The following is a 21186-nucleotide window of genomic DNA, read 5'->3' as shown; positions in this document are numbered from 1 at the left end:
TTATGGACGGTGCGTGAAGAAGAGGTGTGACGGGTCGGGCAAGCTCAGTGGGAGCGCCGACATGCGGTCACGGAGCGGCGGCCTTCGTCGACGACGCGACGCTTGGTCAGGAGCAGGGGGCGAGCTACCCTCTTCATCGGAAACGGCCTCCATCGGTCCTGGCGGTAGCACCTTCCCTGTGGAGGGTGGTTGCTGCGACTTCGGCGAGCCAGGTCTCTCAGTCGCTCGGGATGGACGTACTGAGTAAAACCGATCCCGAGGAGCGAAAGCAAGCGTGTTGGCCCAGATCACACGAGTGGCGGTGTCCGGATCGCGAGATCGCACGTCAAGAGGCGTATTTTCGCCGGGCCCCGTTGACTTCCACTGTGGACGTGCTAACGGGCGGCGGCCAGCCGGGCGAAGTCGTGCACGCCGAGCTGCTCACCGCGGGTCTTCGGGTCGATCCCGGCGGCCGTGAGCAGCTCCCCGGCCCGCTCGGCCGAGCCGGCCCAGCCCGCGAGCGCGGCGCGGAGCGTCTTCCTGCGTTGTGAGAAGGCGGCGTCCACGAGGCCGAAGAGCCGATCGCGGTCGTCCGACGCCGGAGCGTCACCGCGTTCGAAGGCGACGAGCGCGGAGTCGACGTTCGGCACCGGCCAGAACACCGAGCGCGGCACGGCGCCGACCTTGCGCGCCGGGCCGTACCAGGCGAGCTTGACGCTCGGCACGCCGTAGATCCGGCTGCCGGGGCCGGCCGCCATCCGGTCGGCGACCTCCGTCTGGACCATCACGAGGCCGGACGTCAGGGACGGCACCTCGGCGAGCAGGTTCAGCACGACCGGGACGGCGACGTTGTAGGGCAGGTTGGCGACGAGTGCGGTCGGCCGGGGGAGGTCGTCGTTGGTGATGCGCAGGGCATCAGCCGTGATGACCTGGAGCTTGCCGGCGACCTCAGGCCCCCGGTCGGCGACGGTCTTGGGCAGCCGTTCGGCGAGCTTGGGATCGATCTCGACGGCGACGACGTGCGCACCGGTGGCGAGCAGGCCGAGGGTGAGCGACCCGAGCCCGGGCCCGACCTCGAGGACGACGTCACCCGGACCGACCCCGGCGAGCTCGGCGATCCGGCGGACGGTGTTGGGATCGTGCACGAAGTTCTGCCCGAGCTTCTTGGTCGGCCGCACGTCCAGCTCGGCCGCCAGCCCGCGGATCTCGGCAGGTCCCAACAGTTCAACCACCGGACGAGCTTACCGATCGTGGTCGGACCCGGTTCCGCTCGGTGCAAGTAGTCGTGGCAGACCCGCGAACGCAAACGGCCCCCGCCCGGACAGGACGGGGGCCGTTTCGCGGAAGATCAAGCCTTCTTGCCGCAGACCGGCCAGGCGCCGTAGCCGCCGCGGGCGTCGCGGACCTTCTCCGCGACCGCGATCTGCTGCTCGCGCGAAGCCTGGTGCGGCAGGTTCGCGTACTGGTCGCCGCCGTAGGCGTCCCACGTGCGCTTGTCGAACTGGAGACCGCCGTAGTAGCCGTTGCCGGTGTTGGTGGCCCAGTTGCCGCCCGACTCGCACTTGGCGATGCGGTCCCACGAGGACGCGTCGCCGATGGCCGGCTCCGGAGCCTTCTTGGTACCGACGTGGACGATCTTCGGCTTGGCCGGGGTCAGCTCCTTCTCGGAGACCGACTCGCGCGAGACCTCTTTGCCGTTCTTCTGCGTGACCTTGTAGGTCACCATCTTCTCGCCGGGCGTGCCGGGGTCCTCGACCTCGGTCTTGCCCTTCTCGAGGTTCGGGTCGTCGACGCGCTGCTCGGGCGGGTCGATGGCTTCCTTCTGGTTCACCATCGAGACGCCGGTCCGGCTGATGTGGACCTCGGCGCCGTCGGTCAGCTTGACGTCCAAGCCGCCTTCGGCCGCGTCCTCCGGGCCGAGGGTGAGCTTGTACTCACCCAGGAACTCCTGGGTGGTGACCGCGGTCGTGGTGACCTGCTTCGGCTCGTTCGCGCCGTCGTAGAGCGTGATGTGCTTGAGGGTCTTGATCTCGACGGTGGCGCCCTGGAGGGGCAGCTCGCCGTCCTTCGGCATCGACATCCACGTGCCGGGCTTGTCCATGCCCGCCATGCCGAGCTGGCCGAGCGCGTCGCTGAGGTGGGTCGCGCGGACCCAGGAGGTGTGCTCCGCGCCGTCGACGATCAGCTTCAGCTGGCGGCCGCGCTCGAGCTTGATGACGCCGCCGTCGCCGACCTCGGCCTGCGGGGACGGGGAGAGCGAGTCGTGCGCGCCGACGGACAGGCCCGCGTCTTCCAGCACCTCGCCGACGGTGTCGCCGAACGAGTGCACGGTCTGCTGCTGGCCGTCGACGTCGACGGTGATGCTCTTGTTCATCGCCAGCGCGGCCGCGCCGCCGCCGGCGACGCTGATCATGACGCTGAGGACGGCACCCTTGAGGAAGCGGCGCTTCCAGACCTTGCTGGTCTGGCGGATGCTCTCGTCCATCGCGGCCCGCTTGGCCTGCGGGGACGCGGTCCGGTCCGCCTCGATCTCGTCAGGGAAGACGATCGGCGGCAGGTACGTCGTCTCGGCGTTGATGAGGCGGATCAGCTCGTCGACGTCGACGTCGATCTCGGCCATCATCGCGTCGGCGTCGGGGCCGAGCGCGGCGAGGATGTCCTGCTGCGTGATGTTCGGGTCGTCGGAGAAGTCGAGCTGGCCGTAGGCGGTTTCCTCGTAACGACGATCGAGGACGGCCGCGGAGCGCGCTCCAGCCTGTCTGCTACCTGTCACCGGTGTCGTTCCCTTTCCCAAGACGCCGTTCGGGGCGGCGTCTTTACGTCTGGGCCCGCAGCCGGCGCCATCGTCACGGTCCCGGTCGTACCTACCCGGTTCCGCTTCCCCGACGTGCACTGACGTGACTGTGGGCGTAACAGTCGGCAACTGCAGTCTGCAGTACCGACCGGCACGATCACGGGACAGTAACGGGTCCCGCCGGGTTGCGCAAACACCCCCCGGAGTGTCGTGATCCCCGTCACTCCATCAGGTGGACGATCAAGGAACCCTGATGTCGCAATGCGTTCACCCCGTTGTGACACTGGGGAGTCGGTAGACCCGTTCGGCCGTGGTCCGGACCGATTCGGCGACTTCGTGGACAGCTTCGCCCCTGAGTGCCGCCAGGTGACGGACGGTGTAGGCGGCGCCGAACGGCTCGTTCGGCCGCCCACGGAACGGGTGGGGGGTCAGGAACGGCGCGTCGGTCTCGACGAGGTACTGGTCCGCCGGGCAGAGCCGCGCGGCCTCGTGGAGCCCCTTCGCGTTCTTGAACGTCACCGTGCCCGCGAAGGAAAGGACATAACCCGCGTCGAGGCAGCGGCGGGCGATTTCCGCGTCCCCGGAAAAACAATGGAAGATTACGGCATTCGGCGCATTCTCTTCGGCCAAGATGCGCAAGACGTCTTCGTGGGCGTCGCGGTCGTGGATCATCAGCGGCTTGTCCAGCCGCTTGGCCAGGTCGATGTGCCAGCGGAACGCTTCCTGCTGGGCGTCGTGCGGCGAGTAGTCCCAGTAGTAGTCGAGGCCGGTCTCGCCGACCGCGACCACGCGCTCCTGCGCGGCCAGGCGCTCCACTTCGGACTTTTCGGCCTCGCCGAACCCCTTGGTCCGCGTCGGGTGGATCGCCACGGCGGCCCAGACCCGGCGGTCCCAGGTGGCGGCCTCGGCGGCCCAGCGGGCCGAAGCGAGGTCGTCGGCGACCGTGACGACGCGGGCGACGCCGGCGCGCTCGGCGCGGTCGACCAGGGCCTTGACATCGGCCGCGGTGACCGCGCCGCACGCGTCGAGATGGGTGTGCGCGTCCACCACCGACACCGGGAGCCGGTCCGGGACCGGCGGCAGCTCGCGCTTCTCGTCACCCATGCACTACCTCTTACTCTTTGACGATCGGGGCCCACTCCGGGCCGGTCTCACCCAGCGCCGGGTCGAGCTTCGTGAACAGCGGCGACGGCTTGGCCAGGGGCTTGCCGACCTCGATCGGCTTCGACTCCCACTTGGCCTGCTCGCCCGCGTAGTCGCCGGTGAGGATCGGGTTGACCCGGCCGGCGATGTCGAGGTCCTCGACCTCGCGCAGCTCCGGCTGGGCGGCCCAGACGCCGGTGCCGCCGAGGGCCTCGTGGACCTTCTGCGCCGAGTGCGGCAGGAACGGCGTCAGCAGCGTGTTGGCGTCGGAGACGACCTGCAGCGCGGTGTGCAGCACGGTGTCGCGCCGCGTGGGGTCGTCCTTGAGCTTCCACGGCTCCTGGTCGGAGATGTACTTGTTCGCCGCGGTGACGACCTTCATCGCCTCGCTCGCCGCCAGCTTGAACCGGGACCGGGCCAGGTGCGCGCCCGCGGTGTCGAAGGCCTTGCGGGACAGGGCCTTCAGGTCCTCGTCGGCCGCCGTCGGGGCCTCCGGACGCGGGATCGCGCCGACGTTCTTGTGCGCCATCGAGATGGACCGGTTGACCAGGTTGCCCCACTCGTTGGCCAGCTCGAAGTTGGTCCGGCGGACGAACTCGTCCCAGGTGAAGTCGGTGTCCTGGGTCTCCGGGCCGGCGACCGAGATGAAGTACCGCAGCGTGTCCGGGCCGAAGTCGCGCAGGAAGTCCTCGACGTAGATGACGCGCCCGCGCGAGGTCGAGAACTTCGAGCCGCTCATGGTGAGGAACTCGCTGGAGACGATCTCGTCCGGCAGGTGCAGCTTGCCGTACTTGCCGGCCTCACCGCCCTTGTCGCCCTCGCCGTTGTGCCCGAAGAGCAGCGCCGGCCAGATCTGGGCGTGGAAGGTGATGTTGTCCTTGCCCATGAAGTAGTAGGAGCGCGCGTCGGCGTTGTTCCACCACTCCTGCCACGCGTCCGGGTTGCCGGAGCGGCGCGCCCACTCGACGCTGGCCGAGAAGTACCCGATCACGGCGTCGAACCAGACGTAGAACCGCTTCATCGGCTGGTCGCTCCAGCCGTCGAGGGGGATCTTGACGCCCCAGTCGAGGTCGCGGGTGATCGGCCGGGGCCGCATGTCGTCGATCAGGTTCTTGGTGAAGTTGAGGACGTTCGGCCGCCAGTCGTTCTTGGTGCCCAGCCAGTCGCCGAGGGTCTTGGTGAACGCCGGCAGGTCGAGGAAGTAGTGCTCGGTCTCGACGAACTTCGGCGTCTCGCCGTTGATCCGCGACTTCGGGTTGATCAGCTCCGCGGCGTCGAGCTGGTTGCCGCAGTTGTCGCACTGGTCGCCGCGCGCGCCGTCGTAGCCGCAGATCGGGCAGGTGCCCTCGACGTAGCGGTCGGGCAGCGTGCGGCCCGTGGAGGGGCTGATCGCGCCGCGCGTGGTCTTCGGCACGACGTAGCCGTTGCGGTGCAGCGCCAGGAAGATCTGCTGCGTCACCTCGGCGTGGTTGCCGGTCGTGGTCCGGGTGAACAGGTCGTAGGAGAGGCCGAGGCCCTGCAGGTCGTTGCCGATCTGGCGGGTGTACTTGTCCGCCGTCAGCTGCGGGGTCGAGTTTTCCTTGTCCGCCTGGACGGTGATCGGGGTGCCGTGTTCGTCGGTGCCGGAGACCATGAGCACCCGGTTGCCGGCCATTCGCTGGTAGCGGGAGAAGACGTCGGAGGGGACGCCGAATCCGGACACGTGGCCGATGTGGCGGGGGCCGTTGGCGTAGGGCCAGGCCACCGCGGTCAACACTGGGGTGCTCATACCTTATTAGCCTACGGAGGGCGTCACACGCTTTGTCGAGAGGGAGGCCCGGTTGTCGGCGACACGGTTGCTCGTGCTCGGGGTGGTGCGGATGTACGGCCGCGCGCACGGCTACCAGGTGCGGCGCGAGCTGCTGAGCTGGTCGGCGGACAAGTGGGCCAACGTCCAGCCCGGGTCGATCTACCACGCGCTGAAGAAGATGAGCACCGAAGAGCTGCTGGAGCAGGTCGACGTCGAGCCGGGCGAGGGCGGCCCGGACCGGACCGGATCGCCTACCGGGTCACCGAGGACGGCGACCGGGAGTTCCACCTGCTGCTCGGCACGGCCCTGTCCGATCCCGAGGTCCGCCACCCGGAGCTGTCCGCCGCGATCTCGCCGATGACCACGCTGCCCCGCAAGCGGGTGATCGGCATGCTCAACCAGCGGCTTGTCCACCTCGAAGCCGAGGTGCGGCGGGCGGCGCTGCTCATCGACGAGGGCTCCGAGTGGGGACAGCCCGCGCACATCTCCGAGCTGTTCCGGCTCTGGGGCGAGATCTCGGCGGCGAGCCTCGACTGGCTCCGGAACCTGATCGCCCGGCTCGAAGCCGGCGAATACGTGATGGCCGACGATCCCGGTCGCGCGTTCGGAGAGCCGCCGGCCCGGTAGCGAGCGTGCGAACGTCATGAAAGGGTCGTTCATGGCGTCGGACGTCATGAACGACCCTTTCATGACGCCGGGTCAGGTCCCGTTGCCCGTTCCTCGCTCACTGTGTCGCCCTGCCTCACGTCATGCGCGTCACCGACACAGTCGGCATTCCGGGCGGAAAGGTTCACCGGGCAGCCACCAGACGAAGCCGTCGAGTAATCAAGTTTGACTAGCGCACCCTTCCTGGGGCACAGTAGGCGCCTCAGCTAGTCAATCTTGACTACCTTCGAGAGGGGTTTCTCCATGATCACGGCACGCGGTCTCGAGCGGCGGTTCCGCCGCAAGGGCCGCACTGGGGGCGAAGTACACGCAGTGAAGGGCGTCGACCTCGACGTCGACGCGGGCGAGCTGGTCGGTTTTCTCGGGCCGAACGGCGCCGGGAAGACGACCACGCTCCGCATGCTGACCACACTGCTGAAGCCGACCGCGGGTACCGCGACCGTCGGCGGCCGGGACCTGCTGGCCGATCCCGTCGGGGTGCGCGAGCGGATCGGCTACGTCGCGCAGGGCGGCGGCACCTCGCCGGAGACCAAGGTCGCCGACGAGCTCGAGCTACAGGGGCGGCTCTACCGGATGAGCAAGGCCGACGCGATCGCGCGCGGCGCCGAGCTGGCCGAACAGCTCGACCTGACCGGGCTGGACCAGCGGCTGACCCGGACGTTGTCGGGCGGGCAGCGACGGCGCCTCGACATCGCGCTCGGGCTGATCCACTCGCCCGGCCTGGTGTTCCTCGACGAGCCGTCGACCGGGCTCGACCCGCAGAGCCGCGCCAACCTGTGGGAGCACATCCGCCGGCTGCGCGCCGAGCAGGGCGTCACGGTCTTCCTCACCACCCACTACCTCGACGAAGCCGACTCGCTGTCCGACCGGCTGATCGTCATCGACGACGGCCGGATCGTCGCCGAGGGCACCCCGGACGCGCTGAAGGCGCGGGTCAGCGGCGACCGCGTCGAGGTCGGCGTCGATCCGGAGCAGGGCGCGGACGCCGCCGAGATCGCGGGCCGGCTGGCGGGCGCGCACGAGCTGTCCGTGGCCGACGGCGAGGTGCGCTTCCGCGTGCCGCGCGGCGACGTCGCGCTACCGGAGCTGCTGCGGGCGCTCGACGCGAAGAGCATCCCGATGCGGTCGGTCCAGGTCCACCGGCCGACGCTCGACGACGTCTTCCTGACCCTGACCGGGCGCTCGCTGCGCGAAGCCGAGGAGGGCACCCGTGCTGCGTGACACCTGGCTGATCTTCCGCCGCGACATGAAGGCCGCGCTGCGCAACCCGACGTGGATCATGATCGGGATCATGCAGCCGCTGCTGTACCTGTTCCTGTTCGGACCCCTGATGGTCAAGGCGATGCAGGCCCAGGGCCTGTCCGAAGTGGACGGCTGGATGCTGCTCACCCCGGCGCTGATCGCCCAGCTGGCGCTCTTCGGCAGCTCGTTCGTCGGGTTCGGGCTGCTGGCCGACTACCGCTCCGGCGTGGTCGAGCGGTTCCGGGTGACGCCGGTCAGCCGCGGGGCGCTGCTGCTGGGCAAGGTACTGGCCAGCGCGCTGCAGGCCGTGGTGCAGGCCATCTTGATCATCCTGCTGGCGTACCTGGTGTTCGACCTCGACGCGCCGGTCGGCGGCGTGCTGCTGAGCCTGGTGATCGTGTTCCTGCTGGCGGTGTCGCTGGCGTCGTGCTCCTACGCGCTGGCGCTGACGCTCAAGAGTGAGGAGACGTTCCCGGCCCTGCTCAACGCCGTGCTCATCCCGCTGCTGCTGCTTTCCGGGATCCTGCTGCCGATCACGGCCGGGGTCGCGCCCAAGTGGCTGTACACGATTTCCCAGATCAACCCGTTCCGGCACGTGGTGGACGTCGAGCGCAGTTCCTTCCGCGGCGACTTCACGATGGACGCGTTGTTCACCGGCAGCGTCGTGGTGCTGGTGATGGCGGTGGTGTCGGTGTGGTGGGGCACCCGGACCTTCCAAAAAGAAAACGCCTGATCAACCGCGTGTGAGTCACTGCGGGTCCGCTCCCGGCGACGTATGGTGTGCTCTCATCTACGCGCCGGGGGCGGACTGTGACGGAGCCGGAAGCCGAACTCGGCATCTCGCTGTCCCACCGCGAGCGCGTGTCCGACTGGCAGGCCGTGCGATCCGCGCAGACCCGGTTCGTCTCGGTGACGGTCAGCGAGAACGTCAACTGGAGCAGTTCGGCCGCGGAGCGGACCCTCTCCGGCGCGCAGGAAGCGGGGCTGCACGTCGGCGGCCGGCACTACGCGCGGCCCGGCGCGGTGCACGACCAGGCCGACCACTTCGTGCGGACGGCCAGCAGGCTCGGCGCGTTCTCGCCCGGCTCGCTGGCGCCGGCGCTGGAAGTGGCGGCGCCGAGCGTCGACGACCGGTTCATCAAGGCGTGGATCAAGTACGTCCGGCAGGCGGCGCGGATCGAGCGCGTGCTGGTCTACGCCGACTACGACTGCTGGCAGCACCGGCTGCACCCGGACCGCTGGGCCGACTCCGAAGTGGTGCTGTGGCTGATCCGGCACAACGGCATCCCGGGCCGGGCCGGCTGGTTCCACTCCCGCCTCGGCGTGCACCAGCACGCGTACGCGCCGGACGTGCCCGGCGTCGAGGGACCGGTGGAGCAGAACGCCGTCGTGTACCCGTTCACACTGGGCGACCTTTTGCTTTGACGTGTGGTGATATGTCGCCATGCGGGTGACGAGCAGGGCACTTCGGACGAACGTGACGCCGTCGCACGCTTTTTCGGTACTCGCTCACCACAACGCCTCTCGCGGCCTGCCGCCGCCCGCCATGGTGTCGGGCGACTGGTTCGGGTCACGAGCGGTCATCGCGCCGTCGCTTCGGGTGTCTCCCGGCGTTCCTTCCTTCCCGGCGCAGGTCGACGCCCCGCCCGGGGTGGTCGGCGGCGGCTGGTTCGGGTACCTGGCGTACGACCTCGCGGATCCTTCGGGCCGGACCGGCTCACTGCCGGCGTCCGCGTGGGGCTGGGCGGACCACGTGCTGCGGTGGTCCGCCTCGGGCACCTGCTTCCTGGAGTCCCTGGACGGCGCCGGGCCGCCGGTGTCCACAATGGAATCCCTGCTGGCTTCCGGAGCTCCCGATCTTTCCTGGGAGGCCGGGCCGCTGCGACGTCCGTTGCCGTCGGAGCACCGAGACGCGGTGAAGGCGTGCGTGCACGCGATCGAGGCCGGGGAGCTGTTCCAGGCGAACATCTGCAGCCGGTTCACGGGGTCGTTCTCCGGCTCACCCGAGGCACTGTTCGCGGCCGGGGTGTCCTCGCTGGATCCGCGCCGGGCGGCGTTCGTCTCGGGGCCGTGGGGCTCGGTGGTCTCGTTCTCGCCGGAGCTGTTCCTCGCGCGCCACGGCCATGCGGTGCGGTCGACGCCGATCAAGGGGACGCTCCCCCGGCGCGGGCCTCGCGACGACGGGAACGCCCGGTTGCTGCGTCAGTCCGCGAAGGACGTCGCGGAGAACGTGATGATCACCGACCTGGTGCGCAACGACCTGGGCCGGGTGTGCGAGGTGGGGACCGTGGCGGTGCCGTCGCTGCTGGAGGTCCGCCCGGCGCCGGGCGTCTGGCACCTGGACTCGACGGTGACGGGAGTCCTGCGCCCTTCGGTGTCCGATGCCGAGCTGCTGGACGCGACGTTCCCGCCCGGCTCGGTGACCGGCGCGCCGAAGATCCGCGCGCTGGACCTGATCGCGGAGCTGGAGCCGTGCGGGCGCGGCGTCTACACGGGCGCGATCGGGCTGGCATCCCCGGCGGCGGGCCTGGAGCTGAACGTCGCGATCCGGACGTTCGAGATCGCCGGCGGCACCATCGAGCTGGGCGTCGGCGGCGGCATCACCGCCGACTCGGACCCGGAGGCGGAGTGGCAGGAGTGCCTCCACAAGGCGGCACCCCTGGAACGCCTACTTGCCGGGGTCGAGCAGTAGCTTGCCGACGGTCTTGCGGGAACGCAGGGCCTCGTGCGCGCCCCGCGCGTCCGACAGGGCGAACTCGCCGCCCGGGATCGCCTTGAGCTTGCCCGCCAGCACCAGGTCGAACAGTTCGGTGAGGGCGGTGCCGAAGACGTTGCCCGGCAGGCGGAAGACGTGCGGCAGCCACATGCCGCTGATCGTGGTGCTGTGGCCGAGGACGTTGCGCAGGTCGACCGGCTTCGGGCTTTCGCGCCCGGCCATGCCGTAGAACGCGAGCCGGCCGAACGGCGCGAGCGCGGCGATGCTCTGGTCGGTGGTCTTGCCGCCGACCATGTCGAGCACGATGTCGACGCGGCGGCCGTTGGCGTCGAGGAGCACCTCGGTCATGTCCTCCGCGCGCGAGTCGACCGCGACGTCGGCGCCCAGTTCGAGGGCGAGGGCGCGCTTCTCCTCGCTGCTGGCGGTGGCGATGACGCGGCCGGCGCCCCAGGCCTTGGCGAGCTGCACGGCGATGGTCCCGACCCCGCCGGCGGCGGCGTGCACGACGACCGATTCGCCCTCGGCCAGGTGGGCGTTCTTGCGCAGGAGGACCCAGGCGGTCGCGCCCTGGACCAGCATGGACAGCGCGGTGAGGTCGTCGATGCCGTCGGGCACGGGGAAGGTGGTCGCCTCGGGCGCGACGGCTTTTTCGGCGTACCCGCCCCCGCCGTTCAGGAGGGCGACGACGCGCTTGCCGTCGTGGGTCCCGACCACCTCGCCGCCGGGGACGAGCGGAAGCTGCGACGGCGCGAGGTAGCTGTTCTCGGCCTGGTGGGTGTCGGCGTAGTTGACGCCGATGCGGTCGACGTCGATGAGGACCTCGCCCGGGCCGGCCACCGGATCGGGCAGCTCGACCGGCGTGAGCACCTCGGGTCCGCCGAACTCGGTCACCTGCACTGCGCGCATCTGCGTTTCCCTCTCGGTCGTCCTTGTGAGACATTCTGGCATATGTCTCACTCGGCGGAGTTCGACCTCGCCCGCGACTGGTTCCTGGCCGGCCTGCGGGTGGACATGGGCGAGCTGGCGCAGACACTGTCGATCAGCCGCGCGACGCTGCACCGCCGGGTGGGCTCCCGGGATCTGCTACTGGGCGAGATCCTGTGGTCGCTGTCGTCGGCCTCGATAGCTCGGCTGCTGCCGTCGTGCGAAGGCCGGGGCGCGGCGGGGATCGCGGACTTCGTGAGCGGGTACGTCCGGTTCGCGAACGAGTCGCCGCCGTTCCGGGACTTCCTGCGCCGGGAGCCGGAGCGGGCCCTGCGGCTGCTGACGACGCGCGCAAGCGTTTGCCAGCGGCGGACTACGGCGGAGCTGGAGTCATTGTTGTCGGGCGAGGTCGCGGCGGGGCGGCTGGTTCCGCCGTTGCCGGTGCCGGATCTGGCTTACCTGCTGGTGCGGATCGGCGAGTCGTTCGTGTACACCGACGTGATCACCGGCGACGCGCCTGATGCGGCGAAGGCGCATGCCGCGGTGACCGCACTGCTCACTTGACCCGCGAAGCCAGCACGGCGTCGTAAAGCTCCTTTTTGGACACCCCCGCGGCCTCGGCGACCTCGGCCGCCGCGGACTTCAGCCGCTCTCCCGAAGCCACCCGCTCCGAGACTTCGCCCACCAGGTCCGCCACCGAAACCGAGCGCGGCTCCGCGCCCGAGAGCACCACCGTGATCTCCCCGCGAACACCGTCCGCGGCCCACTCCGCCAAAGACGAGAGAGTCCCCCGCTTCACCTCTTCGTACGTCTTCGTCAGCTCGCGGCACACCGCGGCCTGTCGCGAGCCGCCCAGCGCTGAAGCCGCGTCGGCGAGCGTCGAGGCCAGCCGGTGCGGGGATTCGAAGAACACCGCCGTCCGGGGCTCGTTACGCAACGACAAAAGCCACTTGGACCGCTCCCCGGGCTTACGCGGCGCGAAGCCCTCGAAGCAGAACCGGTCACACGGCAAACCGGACAAAGCCAGCGCCGTCGTCACCGCGGACGGGCCCGGGAGGCACGTCACCGGAAGGTCTTCCGCGACGCACGCCGCCACGAGCCGGAACCCCGGATCGGACACACTGGGCATACCGGCGTCCGTCACCAGCACCACCGACTCGCCCCCGCGTAACGATTCGAGCAACTTGGGCAGGCGCGCCGTCTCGACGTCTTCGTAGAAGCTCACCACCCGGCCGCGCGGGGTCACCCCCAGCGCCGCCGTCAAGCCACGCAACCGGCGGGTGTCCTCAGCGGCGATGACGTCGGCTTCCGCCAGCGCTTCCGCCAGGCGGGGCGAGGCGTCGCGGACGTCGCCGAGCGGGGTCGCCGCCAGGATCAGGCGGCCGGGAGGCAGCGGTGAGCTCACCGGCCCAGCCTAGGCTGATCAGCGGATCCGGACGACGCACGCCCTGCCCCGCCCGTAGGATCGCCCCCGTGACCGCCGTGCTGACCCGTCCCGACGACGAAAGCGTCCGGCCGGACCCGGTCGAAGCGCTCCGGCCGCCGACCGACCGCGAAGTGACCCTGCTCGGCCGCGGCATGCCGACCGACCGGCTGCGCGGCTGGGTCGTCACCCTCGTGCTGACCGTCATCGGCGGCATCGTCCGGCTGCAGAACCTCGGCGTGCCGACGGACAAGGGCAGCCCGGTCTTCGACGAGAAGCACTACGTGCCGCAGGCGTGGCAGATGCTGCGCAACGGCGGCTACGAGGACAACTACGGCTACGAGCTGGTCGTGCACCCGCCGCTGGCGAAGCAGCTGATCGCGATCGGCGAATGGCTGTTCGGCTACAACGGCTGGGGCTGGCGGATCATGCCCGCGCTGGCCGGCACGCTCATCGTCTTCCTGACCATCCGGATCGCCCGCCGCCTGACCCGCTCGACGCTGCTCGGCGGCATCGCCGGCATCCTCGTGATCAGCGACGGCGTGCTGCACCTGCAGTCGCGCATGGGCATGCTCGACATCTTCATCGCGCTGTTCGTGCTCGCCGCGTTCGCCTGCCTGCTCGTGGACCGCGACCAGGTGCGCACCCGGCTCGCGACGGCGGTCCGCGAAGGCTGGGTCAACGAGTCCGTGTGGGGCCCCAAGCTGGGCTTCCGCTGGTGGCGGTTCGCGACCGGGCTGATGATCGGGCTCACCTTCGGCGTCAAGTGGTCGGCGCTGTACTACATCGTCGCGTTCGGGCTGCTGTGCGTGTTCTTCGACGTCGCGGCGCGGCGCGCGGCCGGCGTCGAACGGCCGTGGCTGGGCACGATCCGCCGGGACGTGCTGCCCGCGCTCTGGGCGATCCTGCTCATCCCGTTCCTGATGTACCTGAGCGCGTACTGGGCGTGGTTCGCGAGCGAGACGGCGACCGACCGGCACTACACCGAAATCAAGGACATCGCACCGGGCTTCTGGTCGTGGGTGCCGGCGTCGCTGCGTTCGCTCGCCGACTACACCGGCAACGTCCTGCACTTCCACGAAACGCTGGTCACGCCCAAGGACAACCCGCACCCGTGGGAGTCGAAGCCGTGGACGTGGCCGATGGGGCTGCGCCCGATGCTCTACAGCTACGACGGCGAGGTCACCGGCTGCGGCGAGTCCCGCTGCGTCAGCGCGACGATGCTGATCGGCACGCCGGCGATGTGGTGGCTGGCGATCCCGATGCTGGGCTGGTCGGTGTGGCGCTCGATCTTCCGCGCGGACTGGCGCTACGCGGCGGTGCTGGTGGGCTACCTCGGCGGGTACGTCTTCTGGTTCACCAACATCGACCGGCAGATGTACTTCTTCTACGCGACCCCGCTGGCGGCGTTCCTGGTGCTGGGGTTGACGTTGTGCCTGGGCCAGATCCTGGGCAGTGCCCGGCGCGGGTTCGAAAGACGCGGGACCGGTCTGCTCGTGGTGTCGTTGTACGTCGGCCTGGTGGTGGCGAACTTCGCCTGGCTGTGGCCGATCCTGAACGGCATCGCGATCACCACGGGCCAGTGGGACGCCGAACGCTGGCTGCCGTCCTGGCGGTAGTTCAACCCGCGAAGTACGCCCCCGGGGTGACCCCCACCGCCCGCCGGAAGGCCGCGACGAACGCGCTCGCCGAGCTGTAGCCCACCCGGTGGGCCACTCCTTCAAGCGGCGATCCCTGCGCCAGCAGGGGTAGCGACGCCCGCAGCCGCACCTGGGTGCGCCAGGTCCCGAACGGCATCCGGCACTCGCGGACGAAGATCCGGGCCAGCGTCCGCTCCGCCGCTCCGACGTCCCGGCCGAACTCCGCCAGGCTTCGCGGGTCCGCCGGGTTCGTCAGCACCGCCGTCTCGACGTCGCGGGCGCGCGGGTCGGACGGGGACGGGACCACGATCGGGACCACGTCCAGGGGCTCCAGCAGGTCGAACGCCACCGCCTCGGCCCGCACCCGGGCCGCCGGGGCCACGCTGTCGCCGGTCAGGTACTCCAGGAGCTCGCGCAGGAGCGGGCGGACGGCGACCATCCGCGGCTCGGGCCACGACACCGGGGACAACGCGGGGTCGGCGTAGATGCCGCGCAGTGCCGCCCGGCCGAGCGCGCCGGTGCGGTGCTGGACACCCGCCGGGATCCACAGCGCCCGGGTCGGCGGGAGGACCCAGCCCGCGTCGCCCGCCTTGACCCCGACGACCCCGCGGGCCGACCAGACCAGCTGGTGCACGGGGTGCTCGTGCTCGGGGAACCAGGTGCCGGCGGGCAGGTCGACCTCGCCGAGGAGCATGGCGCCAGGTTGGCTGTTTCGCGACATCGGTTGTCAGGCTATCGGCTATCGGTCACCGGGGCGGAGTCCTAGCGTCGGACGCATGCCGATGAACCTGATCCACCGCAAGATCTGCAGCTCGGAGAAGTGGGCGGCCACCGTCGAGGAGCGCCTGACGCCGTGGCTCGCCGAGCGAGACCTGGGTGACGACGTGCTCGAGATCGGGCCCGGGTTCGGCGCCACGACGAAGGTGCTGCTCGGCGCCGTCCCGAAGCTGACGGTGCTGGAGATCGACCACGCGTCGACCGAGCTGCTGCGGGCGAAGTACGGCGACCGCGCCGAGGTCGTCGAGGGCAGCGGCGCGGAGATGCCCTTCGAAGACCGCCGGTTCTCGGCGGTCGTGTGCTTCACGATGCTGCACCACGTGCCGACCAAGCAGCTGCAGGACGCGATCTTCGCCGAGGCCGCGCGGGTCCTGCGCCCGGGCGGCACGTACTGCGGCAGCGACGGCCAGCTCAACCTGCGGTTCCGCCTGCTGCACATCGGGGACACAATGAACGTCGTCGACGCGGCGACCTTCCCGGGCCGCCTCGAGAAGGCGGGGTTCGAGCAGGTCAGGGTGGACCTCCGGCCGAAGGAGCTGGTGATCTTCTCGGCCGTGAAGCCCGGCTAGCGGCGGGGCAGCTGGTTCCCCGGCTGGCGCGGCACCACCCGCGTCACCGGGCCGTCGGCCGACTTGCCGGCCCGCGACAGCCAGCCCTCGACCTCGCGCCGCACCGCGTTCAACGTCGGTCGCCGGCGCGGCTCCGGGTCCAGCGAAGCCGCCAGCAGCCGCGCGTGGGCACTGCGCTGCGGGAGCCGGGACACCGGTTCCGCCCGGGCCGCGGCCATCAGCGCCGCCATCGGCGTCTCGCGGGTGCCTCGCGGGGGCTGGCCGGACAGTGCGTAGCTGATCGTCGCCGCCAGCTGCCACGCGTCCGACGCCGGGGACGCCGTCGCGCCCATCGCCTGCTCGGGGGCCACGAAGTCCGGCGTGCCGATCATCATCCCGGTCGCCGTCATCTTCGAGTCGCCCTGGCTGCGGGCGATGCCGAAGTCGATCAGGTGGGCCAGGCCGCTCGGGTCGAGGATGACGTTCGACGGCTTGATGTCGCGGTGCAGGACGCCCTTGTCGTGCGCCGCGGCGAGCGCGCCCGCCATCGTCGCCCACAGGCGCCCGGCCGCGACGTCGTCGAGCGGGCCCTGGCCGTCGACCAGCTCGGCCAGCGGACGGCCCTCGAGGTACTCCATCACCAGCGCGAGCCCGTCCGGCTCCTCGGCCAGGTCGTACACCTTGACGCAGTTCGGGTGGCTGACCACGGCCAGCGCGCGGGCCTCACGCTGCATGCGCTCGGCGGTGTCGCGGTCCGGGGCGTGCGCGATCTTCAGCGCGACCGTGCGGTTGAGCTGGGTGTCGACGGCCTGCCAGACCGTGCCGAAACCACCCGCGCCGAGCTGCTTGACGCGCCGGTAGCGGCTGCCGCCGGCGTTGCGCGAGCCGGGCGGCGGCGGGATCGGGCCCGGCGCGGCGGCCAGCGCGCCGGCCATCGGCGGAGGCTCGGGCGCGGCCGCCAGCGCCGTCTTCGGGTACGGCCGGTTGACGGGAGGCGGGGGCGGGGTCGGGCGCGGCTGGACCTGCGACGGCGGCGGCCCCTGCGGCTCCTGGTCGCGGCGCGGGGGCGCGTCCGACCGGTTGATGACCGACCACGGCGGCGGGCCGACCATCGCGACCGGGATCAGGCCCAGCACGCTGAACGGCAGGAACCCGAGCCAGAAGTGCAGCGCGGTGTTGGCCTCCATGCCGACGCTGAACACGAGCATCGCGGCGAACGGGATCCAGAAGAACCGCGACGGCCACTTCGGGCCGCGGCGGAAGGCGGTGCGCGCTTGCAGCATCACGAAGAGCAGCGACCCGGCGCCCAGCACGACGAACGCCAGCAGGTAGACGAAGAAGGGGATGTCACTCCCGTTGCGGGCGAACAGCACGTCGTAGACGCTCTGGCCGCCGCCCAGGTACTCCCGCTGGTTGTCCACCCAGCAGCCGCCGGGGCCGTTGAGCGTCGAGAGCTCGTTCGCGGACAGGCCGGTCTTCTCCTTGGCGAACGCCGCGCGGTAGACGCCCGACACGCCGTTCGACAGCAGCCACGGCAGCACCAGCGCGCTGAACAGCCCGATCGCGCCGAAGACCGACAGCGTCGTCACGTCGTAGCGGTTGCCCGTGCCCTTCCGGATGATCGACACGGCCAGCGCGCCGATCGGCGGCAGCAGTGCGACGAGCGCGCCGGCCGCACTCGTGGCCCAGACCCATTCGCCGGGGCAGAAGCCCGGGCCGAACAAGGAGTGGGCTAGCGAGAGCAACGCGCTCGCGAGTCCGTTCACCGCTAAGGCTCCCTCACTGTCCGTGTTCCCAGCACTTGCGTCACGCGGTGTTTTCCCGCGGTCCAGCTTAGGACGCAGCCGGCCGCCGTGAGGTTGCCGGGTCTTCAGCGTGCCCGGAATCCGGCGAGCCCGCCGCCCGCGCGCCATGATGGGGGCGGTTCAGACGTTCGACGCGAAGGAGCGGGGCATGGGCGCGTACTCCGAAGCCTACCGGCGGAGCCTGGCCGATCCGGAGGCGTTCTGGCTGGCCGCGGCCAGGTCGATCAGCTGGACGAAGCCCCCGGAGCGGGCCCTGGACGACTCCCGGCCGCCCTTCTACCGGTGGTTCCCGGACGCCGAGCTGAACACCTCGTACAACGCGCTCGACCGGCACGTCGAGGCCGGCCGCGGCGGCCAGGCCGCACTGATCTGGGACTCTCCCGTGACCGGACAGCAACGCACCTACACCTACGAAGAGCTGCGGGACACGGTCGCGCGGTTCGCCGGCGCGCTCAGTTCGCTGGGGGTCACGAAGGGTGACCGCGTCATCGTCTACCTGCCGATGGTGCCCGAGGCCGCGATCGCGATGCTGGCCTGCGCGCGGATCGGCGCGGTGCACTCGGTGGTGTTCGGCGGGTTCGCGCCGAAGGAGCTGGCGGCGCGGATCGAGGACGCCAAGCCCAAGGTGATCCTGGCGGCGTCCTGCGGCATCGAGCCGACGCGGGTGGTCGAGTACAAGCCCATCATCGACGGCGCGCTGGCGATGACCGAGCACCAGCCCGACCACGTCGTCGTGCTGCAGCGCGAGCAGGCGCCGGCCGAGCTCACCGGCCGCGACCTCGACTGGCGCGAGCTGGCCGTGAACGCCGCCCCGGCCGAGCCGGTGCCGGTCGCGGCCACCGACCCGCTCTACATCCTCTACACGTCCGGGACCACCGGGAAGCCGAAGGGCGTCGTGCGCGACACCGGCGGCCACGCGGTCGCGCTCGCCTATTCGATGGACGCGATCTACGACGTCCACGCGGGCGACATCTGGTGGACGGCGTCGGACGTCGGCTGGGTCGTCGGGCACTCCTACATCGTGTACGCGCCGCTGCTGGCCGGGGCGACTTCGGTCATGTTCGAGGGGAAGCCCGTGGGCACGCCGGACGCGGGCGCGTTCTGGCGGGTCATCGCCGAGCACGGCGTCCAGGCGCTGTTCACCGCGCCGACCGCGCTGCGGGCGATCAAGAAGCTCGACCCGGACGCCCGCGAGCTGGAGAAGTACGACCTCAAGGCGTTCAAGACGCTGTTCATGGCCGGCGAGCGGCTCGACCCGGAGACCTACCACTGGGCGCACGAGAAGCTCGGCACGCCGGTCATCGACCACTGGTGGCAGACCGAGACCGGCTGGCCGATCGCCGCCAACCTCCGCGGCGTCGAGCCGATCGAAGTAAAGCCAGGATCGGCGACCAAGCCCGTCCCCGGCTGGGACGTCCGGATCCTCGACCAGACCGGCGACGAGCTGCCGGCCGGGCGCGAAGGCGCCATCACGGTGAAGCTGCCGCTGCCGCCGGGCTCGCTGCCGACGCTGTGGGGCGACGACGAGCGCTACCGCGAGGCCTACCTCTCGCGCTACGACGGCCACTACCTGACCGGCGACTCCGGCTACTTCGACGAGGACGGCTACCTCTTCGTCATGGGTCGCACCGACGACGTCATCAACGTCGCCGGGCACCGGCTGTCGACGGGGTCGATGGAGGCCGTGCTGGCCTCGCACCCCGCCGTCGCCGAGTGCGCCGTCATCGGAGTCGCCGACCAGCTCAAGGGCCAGCTGCCGCGCGGGTTCGTCGTGCTCAAGGCGGGCGAGGACATCGCCGAGGACAAGCTGCGCGACGAGCTCGTGGCCCTGGTCCGCCGGGACATCGGGCCGGTCGCCGCGTTCCGCGATGTGTCCATTGTGGACGCGCTGCCGAAGACGCGGTCCGGGAAGATCCTGCGCAAGACCATGCGTGCGATCGCCGACGGCCGCGACGAAGCGGTGCCGTCCACCATCGAGGACCCGAGCGTCCTGGACGCGATCCGGGCCGCGCTGCGCACTTCGTAAAGTATTGTTCCAAATGCTCCGGCTGGTCTGTACCTTTGGGAGAAGTCCCCCGACCGGAGGTGCCCTGATGCGCTTGTCCAGAGCCGTCTCGACCGCGGCGATCGTGAGTCTGACGGCAGTCGGCCTGCCCGCTGCCGCGGCGGCTTCCCCCGCCGCTCCCGAACGCAGCGTGACCGACGTCGTCCCGGCGCCCGTCTCGGCGAAGGCCGACCCACGGGGCGACTTCAAGCTCACGCCGTTCACCGTGATCAGCGCCGACCGCGGCGCCGGCCAGGTCGCGGACTACCTGCGCGGCCTGCTCCGCCCGGCCACCGGCTACCCGCTGCCGGTCGTGCCGCGGTCCTGGGGCCTGCCCGCGATCTCGCTGCAGCTCGGGCACGACTCGCGCATCGGCACCGAGGGTTACGAGCTGAAAGTCGCCCGCGACGGCGTTTCCCTGAAGGCCAACACCGCGGACGGGCTCTTCGAAGGCGTCCAGTCGCTGCGGCAGCTGCTGCCCTCGGCGATCGACGCGAAGCGCGTCCAGCACCGGACGTGGACGGTCGCCGGCGGCACGATCCTCGACTACCCGCGCTTCGGCGAGCGCGGCGCGATGCTCGACGTCGCCCGGCACTTCTTCCAGCCGGACCAGGTCAAGCTGTACATCGACCAGATCGCCCAGTACAAGATCAACACCCTGCACCTGCACCTCGCGGACGACCAGGGCTGGCGCATCGAGATCAAGAGCTGGCCGAAGCTGGCGACGGTCGGCGGTCAGACGGCCGCCGACGGCGATCCGGGCGGCTACTACACGCAGAAGCAGTACAAGGACATCGTCGCGTACGCGGCTTCGCGGCACATCACGGTGATCCCGGAGATCGACATGCCGGGCCACACGAACGCGGCGCAGTCGAAGTACGCGGAGCTGAACTGCGACGGCGTCGCGGTGCCGCCGCGCACGGACACCGAGGTCGGCTACAGCTCGCTGTGCATCTCTTCGCCGATCACGTACAGGTTCGTCGAGGACGTCGTGCGCGAACTGGCGGCCATCACGCCCGGCCAGTACCTGCACATCGGCGGCGACGAGGCCCACGCGACGCCGCCCGCGGACTACATCGCGTTCGAGCAGAAGGTGCAGCCGATCGTCGCCAAGTACGGCAAGAAGATCACCGGCTGGCACGAAATCGCGAAGTCCACGCTGCCGGTGTCGGCCATCCCGCAGTACTGGGACTTCGGCGGTGACAACGCGTCCGTCGCGGCCGCCGCGGCCCAGGGCAACAAGATCCTGATGTCGCCGGCGAACTACGCGTACCTGGACATGAAGTACGACGAGTCGACGCCGCTGGGCCAGGACTGGGCCGCGCTGGTCGAGGTCCGCGACGGCTACAATTGGGACCCGGCTTCCTTGGTGACCGGCGTCGGCGAGAAGCAGGTCGCGGGCGTCGAGGCGCCGCTGTGGACGGAGACGATCCGCACCAGCGACGACATCGAGTACATGGCGTTCCCCCGGCTCCCGGGCATCGCGGAGATCGGCTGGTCCCCGAAGTCGACGCACAACTGGGACGCCTACCGGCTGCGCCTGGCGAAGCAGGCCCCGCGCTGGGTGACCCAAGGCATCGACTTCTACCGGAGCCCGCAGGCGAAGCTCGTCGTCGCCAAGATCATCCCGATGAACCCGGCCAACTGCGCCGCGTGTGCCCAGCGGGTGGTCGACCTGAACGCCGCCATCCCCGCC

17 protein-coding genes, 1 pseudogene and 1 riboswitch are annotated in these 21186 nt (G+C 70.5%); of the genes and pseudogenes, 10 read left to right on the top strand and 8 right to left on the bottom strand.

Annotation, left to right across the window (positions count from 1 at the left end; all coding sequences use genetic code 11):
• Positions 1 to 146: 146 nt before the first annotated feature.
• Positions 147 to 237, bottom strand: a riboswitch (SAM riboswitch).
• 137 nt (positions 238 to 374) lie between these two features.
• The 4 genes from rsmA to metG all read right to left on the bottom strand — a co-directional run bounded on the left by rsmA (position 375) and on the right by metG (position 5684).
• Positions 375 to 1211 carry a 16S rRNA (adenine(1518)-N(6)/adenine(1519)-N(6))-dimethyltransferase RsmA gene (gene rsmA / locus AB0C38_RS47845; RefSeq protein WP_360687813.1) on the bottom strand — a complete coding sequence of 279 codons (837 nt, stop codon included), beginning with the start codon at positions 1209 to 1211 and terminating at the stop codon, positions 375 to 377.
• Positions 1212 to 1327: 116 nt separating this feature from the next.
• Positions 1328 to 2752, bottom strand: a complete 1425-nt coding sequence (locus tag AB0C38_RS47840) for a transglycosylase family protein (RefSeq protein WP_360687810.1) — start codon at positions 2750 to 2752, stop codon at positions 1328 to 1330.
• Positions 2753 to 3040: 288 nt separating this feature from the next.
• Positions 3041 to 3877 (bottom strand): TatD family hydrolase, encoded by an 837-nt coding sequence (locus AB0C38_RS47835; protein ID WP_360687807.1) that lies wholly within the window; start codon positions 3875 to 3877, stop codon positions 3041 to 3043.
• A 10-nt stretch (positions 3878 to 3887) separates the two neighbouring features.
• Positions 3888 to 5684, bottom strand: coding sequence for a methionine--tRNA ligase (gene metG, locus AB0C38_RS47830; RefSeq protein ID WP_360687804.1), 1797 nt, complete (start codon positions 5682 to 5684; stop codon positions 3888 to 3890).
• Positions 5685 to 5736: 52 nt separating this feature from the next.
• On the opposite strand from metG, the pseudogene AB0C38_RS47825 reads away from it, so the two are divergent.
• From AB0C38_RS47825 to AB0C38_RS47805, 5 genes and pseudogenes are all read left to right on the top strand, one after another.
• Positions 5737 to 6332, top strand: a pseudogene (locus AB0C38_RS47825) (PadR family transcriptional regulator).
• A gap of 282 nt (positions 6333 to 6614) precedes the next feature.
• Positions 6615 to 7592 carry an ATP-binding cassette domain-containing protein gene (locus AB0C38_RS47820; RefSeq protein WP_360687801.1) on the top strand — a complete coding sequence of 326 codons (978 nt, stop codon included), beginning with the start codon at positions 6615 to 6617 and terminating at the stop codon, positions 7590 to 7592.
• Entirely contained in the window at positions 7582 to 8346 is a 765-nt protein-coding gene (locus AB0C38_RS47815) for an ABC transporter permease (RefSeq protein WP_360687798.1), read from the top strand. The genes AB0C38_RS47820 and AB0C38_RS47815 overlap by 11 nt, the downstream gene beginning before the upstream one ends.
• A 77-nt stretch (positions 8347 to 8423) precedes the next feature.
• Positions 8424 to 9038 carry a GH25 family lysozyme gene (locus AB0C38_RS47810; protein ID WP_360687795.1) on the top strand — a complete coding sequence of 205 codons (615 nt, stop codon included), beginning with the start codon at positions 8424 to 8426 and terminating at the stop codon, positions 9036 to 9038.
• A gap of 19 nt (positions 9039 to 9057) precedes the next feature.
• Positions 9058 to 10305, top strand: coding sequence for an aminodeoxychorismate synthase component I (locus AB0C38_RS47805; RefSeq protein WP_360687792.1), 1248 nt, complete (start codon positions 9058 to 9060; stop codon positions 10303 to 10305).
• Here the strand turns inward: AB0C38_RS47805 and AB0C38_RS47800 are convergent.
• Positions 10282 to 11235 (bottom strand): NADPH:quinone oxidoreductase family protein, encoded by a 954-nt coding sequence (locus AB0C38_RS47800; protein WP_360687789.1) that lies wholly within the window; start codon positions 11233 to 11235, stop codon positions 10282 to 10284. The genes AB0C38_RS47805 and AB0C38_RS47800 overlap by 24 nt on opposite strands.
• A 42-nt stretch (positions 11236 to 11277) precedes the next feature.
• On the opposite strand from AB0C38_RS47800, the gene AB0C38_RS47795 reads away from it, so the two are divergent.
• Positions 11278 to 11817, top strand: coding sequence for a QsdR family transcriptional regulator (locus AB0C38_RS47795; RefSeq protein WP_360687786.1), 540 nt, complete (start codon positions 11278 to 11280; stop codon positions 11815 to 11817).
• On the opposite strand, the gene rsmI is transcribed toward AB0C38_RS47795, so the two are convergent.
• Positions 11810 to 12646 (bottom strand): 16S rRNA (cytidine(1402)-2'-O)-methyltransferase, encoded by an 837-nt coding sequence (rsmI, locus tag AB0C38_RS47790; protein WP_360687830.1) that lies wholly within the window; start codon positions 12644 to 12646, stop codon positions 11810 to 11812. The two genes, AB0C38_RS47795 and rsmI, sit on opposite strands and share 8 nt — an antisense overlap.
• 80 nt (positions 12647 to 12726) lie before the next feature.
• Between rsmI and AB0C38_RS47785 the strand changes: the two genes are divergently transcribed.
• Positions 12727 to 14295 carry a phospholipid carrier-dependent glycosyltransferase gene (locus AB0C38_RS47785; protein WP_360687783.1) on the top strand — a complete coding sequence of 523 codons (1569 nt, stop codon included), beginning with the start codon at positions 12727 to 12729 and terminating at the stop codon, positions 14293 to 14295.
• A gap of 1 nt (position 14296) precedes the next feature.
• Here the strand turns inward: AB0C38_RS47785 and AB0C38_RS47780 are convergent, their stop codons facing one another.
• Entirely contained in the window at positions 14297 to 15010 is a 714-nt protein-coding gene (locus AB0C38_RS47780) for a helix-turn-helix transcriptional regulator (RefSeq protein WP_360687780.1), read from the bottom strand.
• A gap of 82 nt (positions 15011 to 15092) precedes the next feature.
• Between AB0C38_RS47780 and AB0C38_RS47775 the strand changes: the two genes are divergently transcribed.
• Positions 15093 to 15662, top strand: a complete 570-nt coding sequence (locus tag AB0C38_RS47775) for a class I SAM-dependent methyltransferase (protein ID WP_360687777.1) — start codon at positions 15093 to 15095, stop codon at positions 15660 to 15662.
• Here AB0C38_RS47775 and AB0C38_RS47770 read toward each other — a convergent pair.
• On the bottom strand, positions 15659 to 17407 hold the full coding sequence (locus AB0C38_RS47770; protein WP_360687774.1) for a serine/threonine-protein kinase: 1749 nt from the start codon (positions 17405 to 17407) through the stop codon (positions 15659 to 15661). The two genes, AB0C38_RS47775 and AB0C38_RS47770, sit on opposite strands and share 4 nt — an antisense overlap.
• 187 nt (positions 17408 to 17594) lie before the next feature.
• On the opposite strand from AB0C38_RS47770, the gene AB0C38_RS47765 reads away from it, so the two are divergent.
• Complete coding sequence (locus tag AB0C38_RS47765) at positions 17595 to 19472, top strand: propionyl-CoA synthetase (RefSeq protein ID WP_360687771.1); 1878 nt, start codon at positions 17595 to 17597, stop codon at positions 19470 to 19472.
• Between the two features lie 67 nt (positions 19473 to 19539).
• A partial coding sequence (locus tag AB0C38_RS47760; RefSeq protein ID WP_360687768.1) for a family 20 glycosylhydrolase occupies positions 19540 to 21186 on the top strand: 1647 nt, incomplete at its 3' end.

Source organism: Amycolatopsis sp. NPDC048633 (assembly GCF_040650695.1).
Classification (GTDB): Bacteria; Actinomycetota; Actinomycetes; order Mycobacteriales; family Pseudonocardiaceae; genus Amycolatopsis.
This window is presented reverse-complemented; position numbering and strand designations above follow the sequence as displayed.

What these genes read in the sequence shown, in the direction of transcription:
- AB0C38_RS47835 (WP_360687807.1), bottom strand. Translation starts at nt 3,877, where the DNA reads ATGGGTGACGAGAAGCGCGAGCTGCCGCCGGTCCCGGACCGGCTCCCG.
- metG (WP_360687804.1), bottom strand. Translation starts at nt 5,684, where the DNA reads ATGAGCACCCCAGTGTTGACCGCGGTGGCCTGGCCCTACGCCAACGGC.
- AB0C38_RS47820 (WP_360687801.1), top strand. Translation starts at nt 6,615, where the DNA reads ATGATCACGGCACGCGGTCTCGAGCGGCGGTTCCGCCGCAAGGGCCGC.
- AB0C38_RS47805 (WP_360687792.1), top strand. Translation starts at nt 9,058, where the DNA reads ATGCGGGTGACGAGCAGGGCACTTCGGACGAACGTGACGCCGTCGCAC.
- AB0C38_RS47800 (WP_360687789.1), bottom strand. Translation starts at nt 11,235, where the DNA reads ATGCGCGCAGTGCAGGTGACCGAGTTCGGCGGACCCGAGGTGCTCACG.
- AB0C38_RS47795 (WP_360687786.1), top strand. Translation starts at nt 11,278, where the DNA reads ATGTCTCACTCGGCGGAGTTCGACCTCGCCCGCGACTGGTTCCTGGCC.
- AB0C38_RS47780 (WP_360687780.1), bottom strand. Translation starts at nt 15,010, where the DNA reads ATGCTCCTCGGCGAGGTCGACCTGCCCGCCGGCACCTGGTTCCCCGAG.
- AB0C38_RS47775 (WP_360687777.1), top strand. Translation starts at nt 15,093, where the DNA reads ATGCCGATGAACCTGATCCACCGCAAGATCTGCAGCTCGGAGAAGTGG.
- AB0C38_RS47765 (WP_360687771.1), top strand. Translation starts at nt 17,595, where the DNA reads ATGGGCGCGTACTCCGAAGCCTACCGGCGGAGCCTGGCCGATCCGGAG.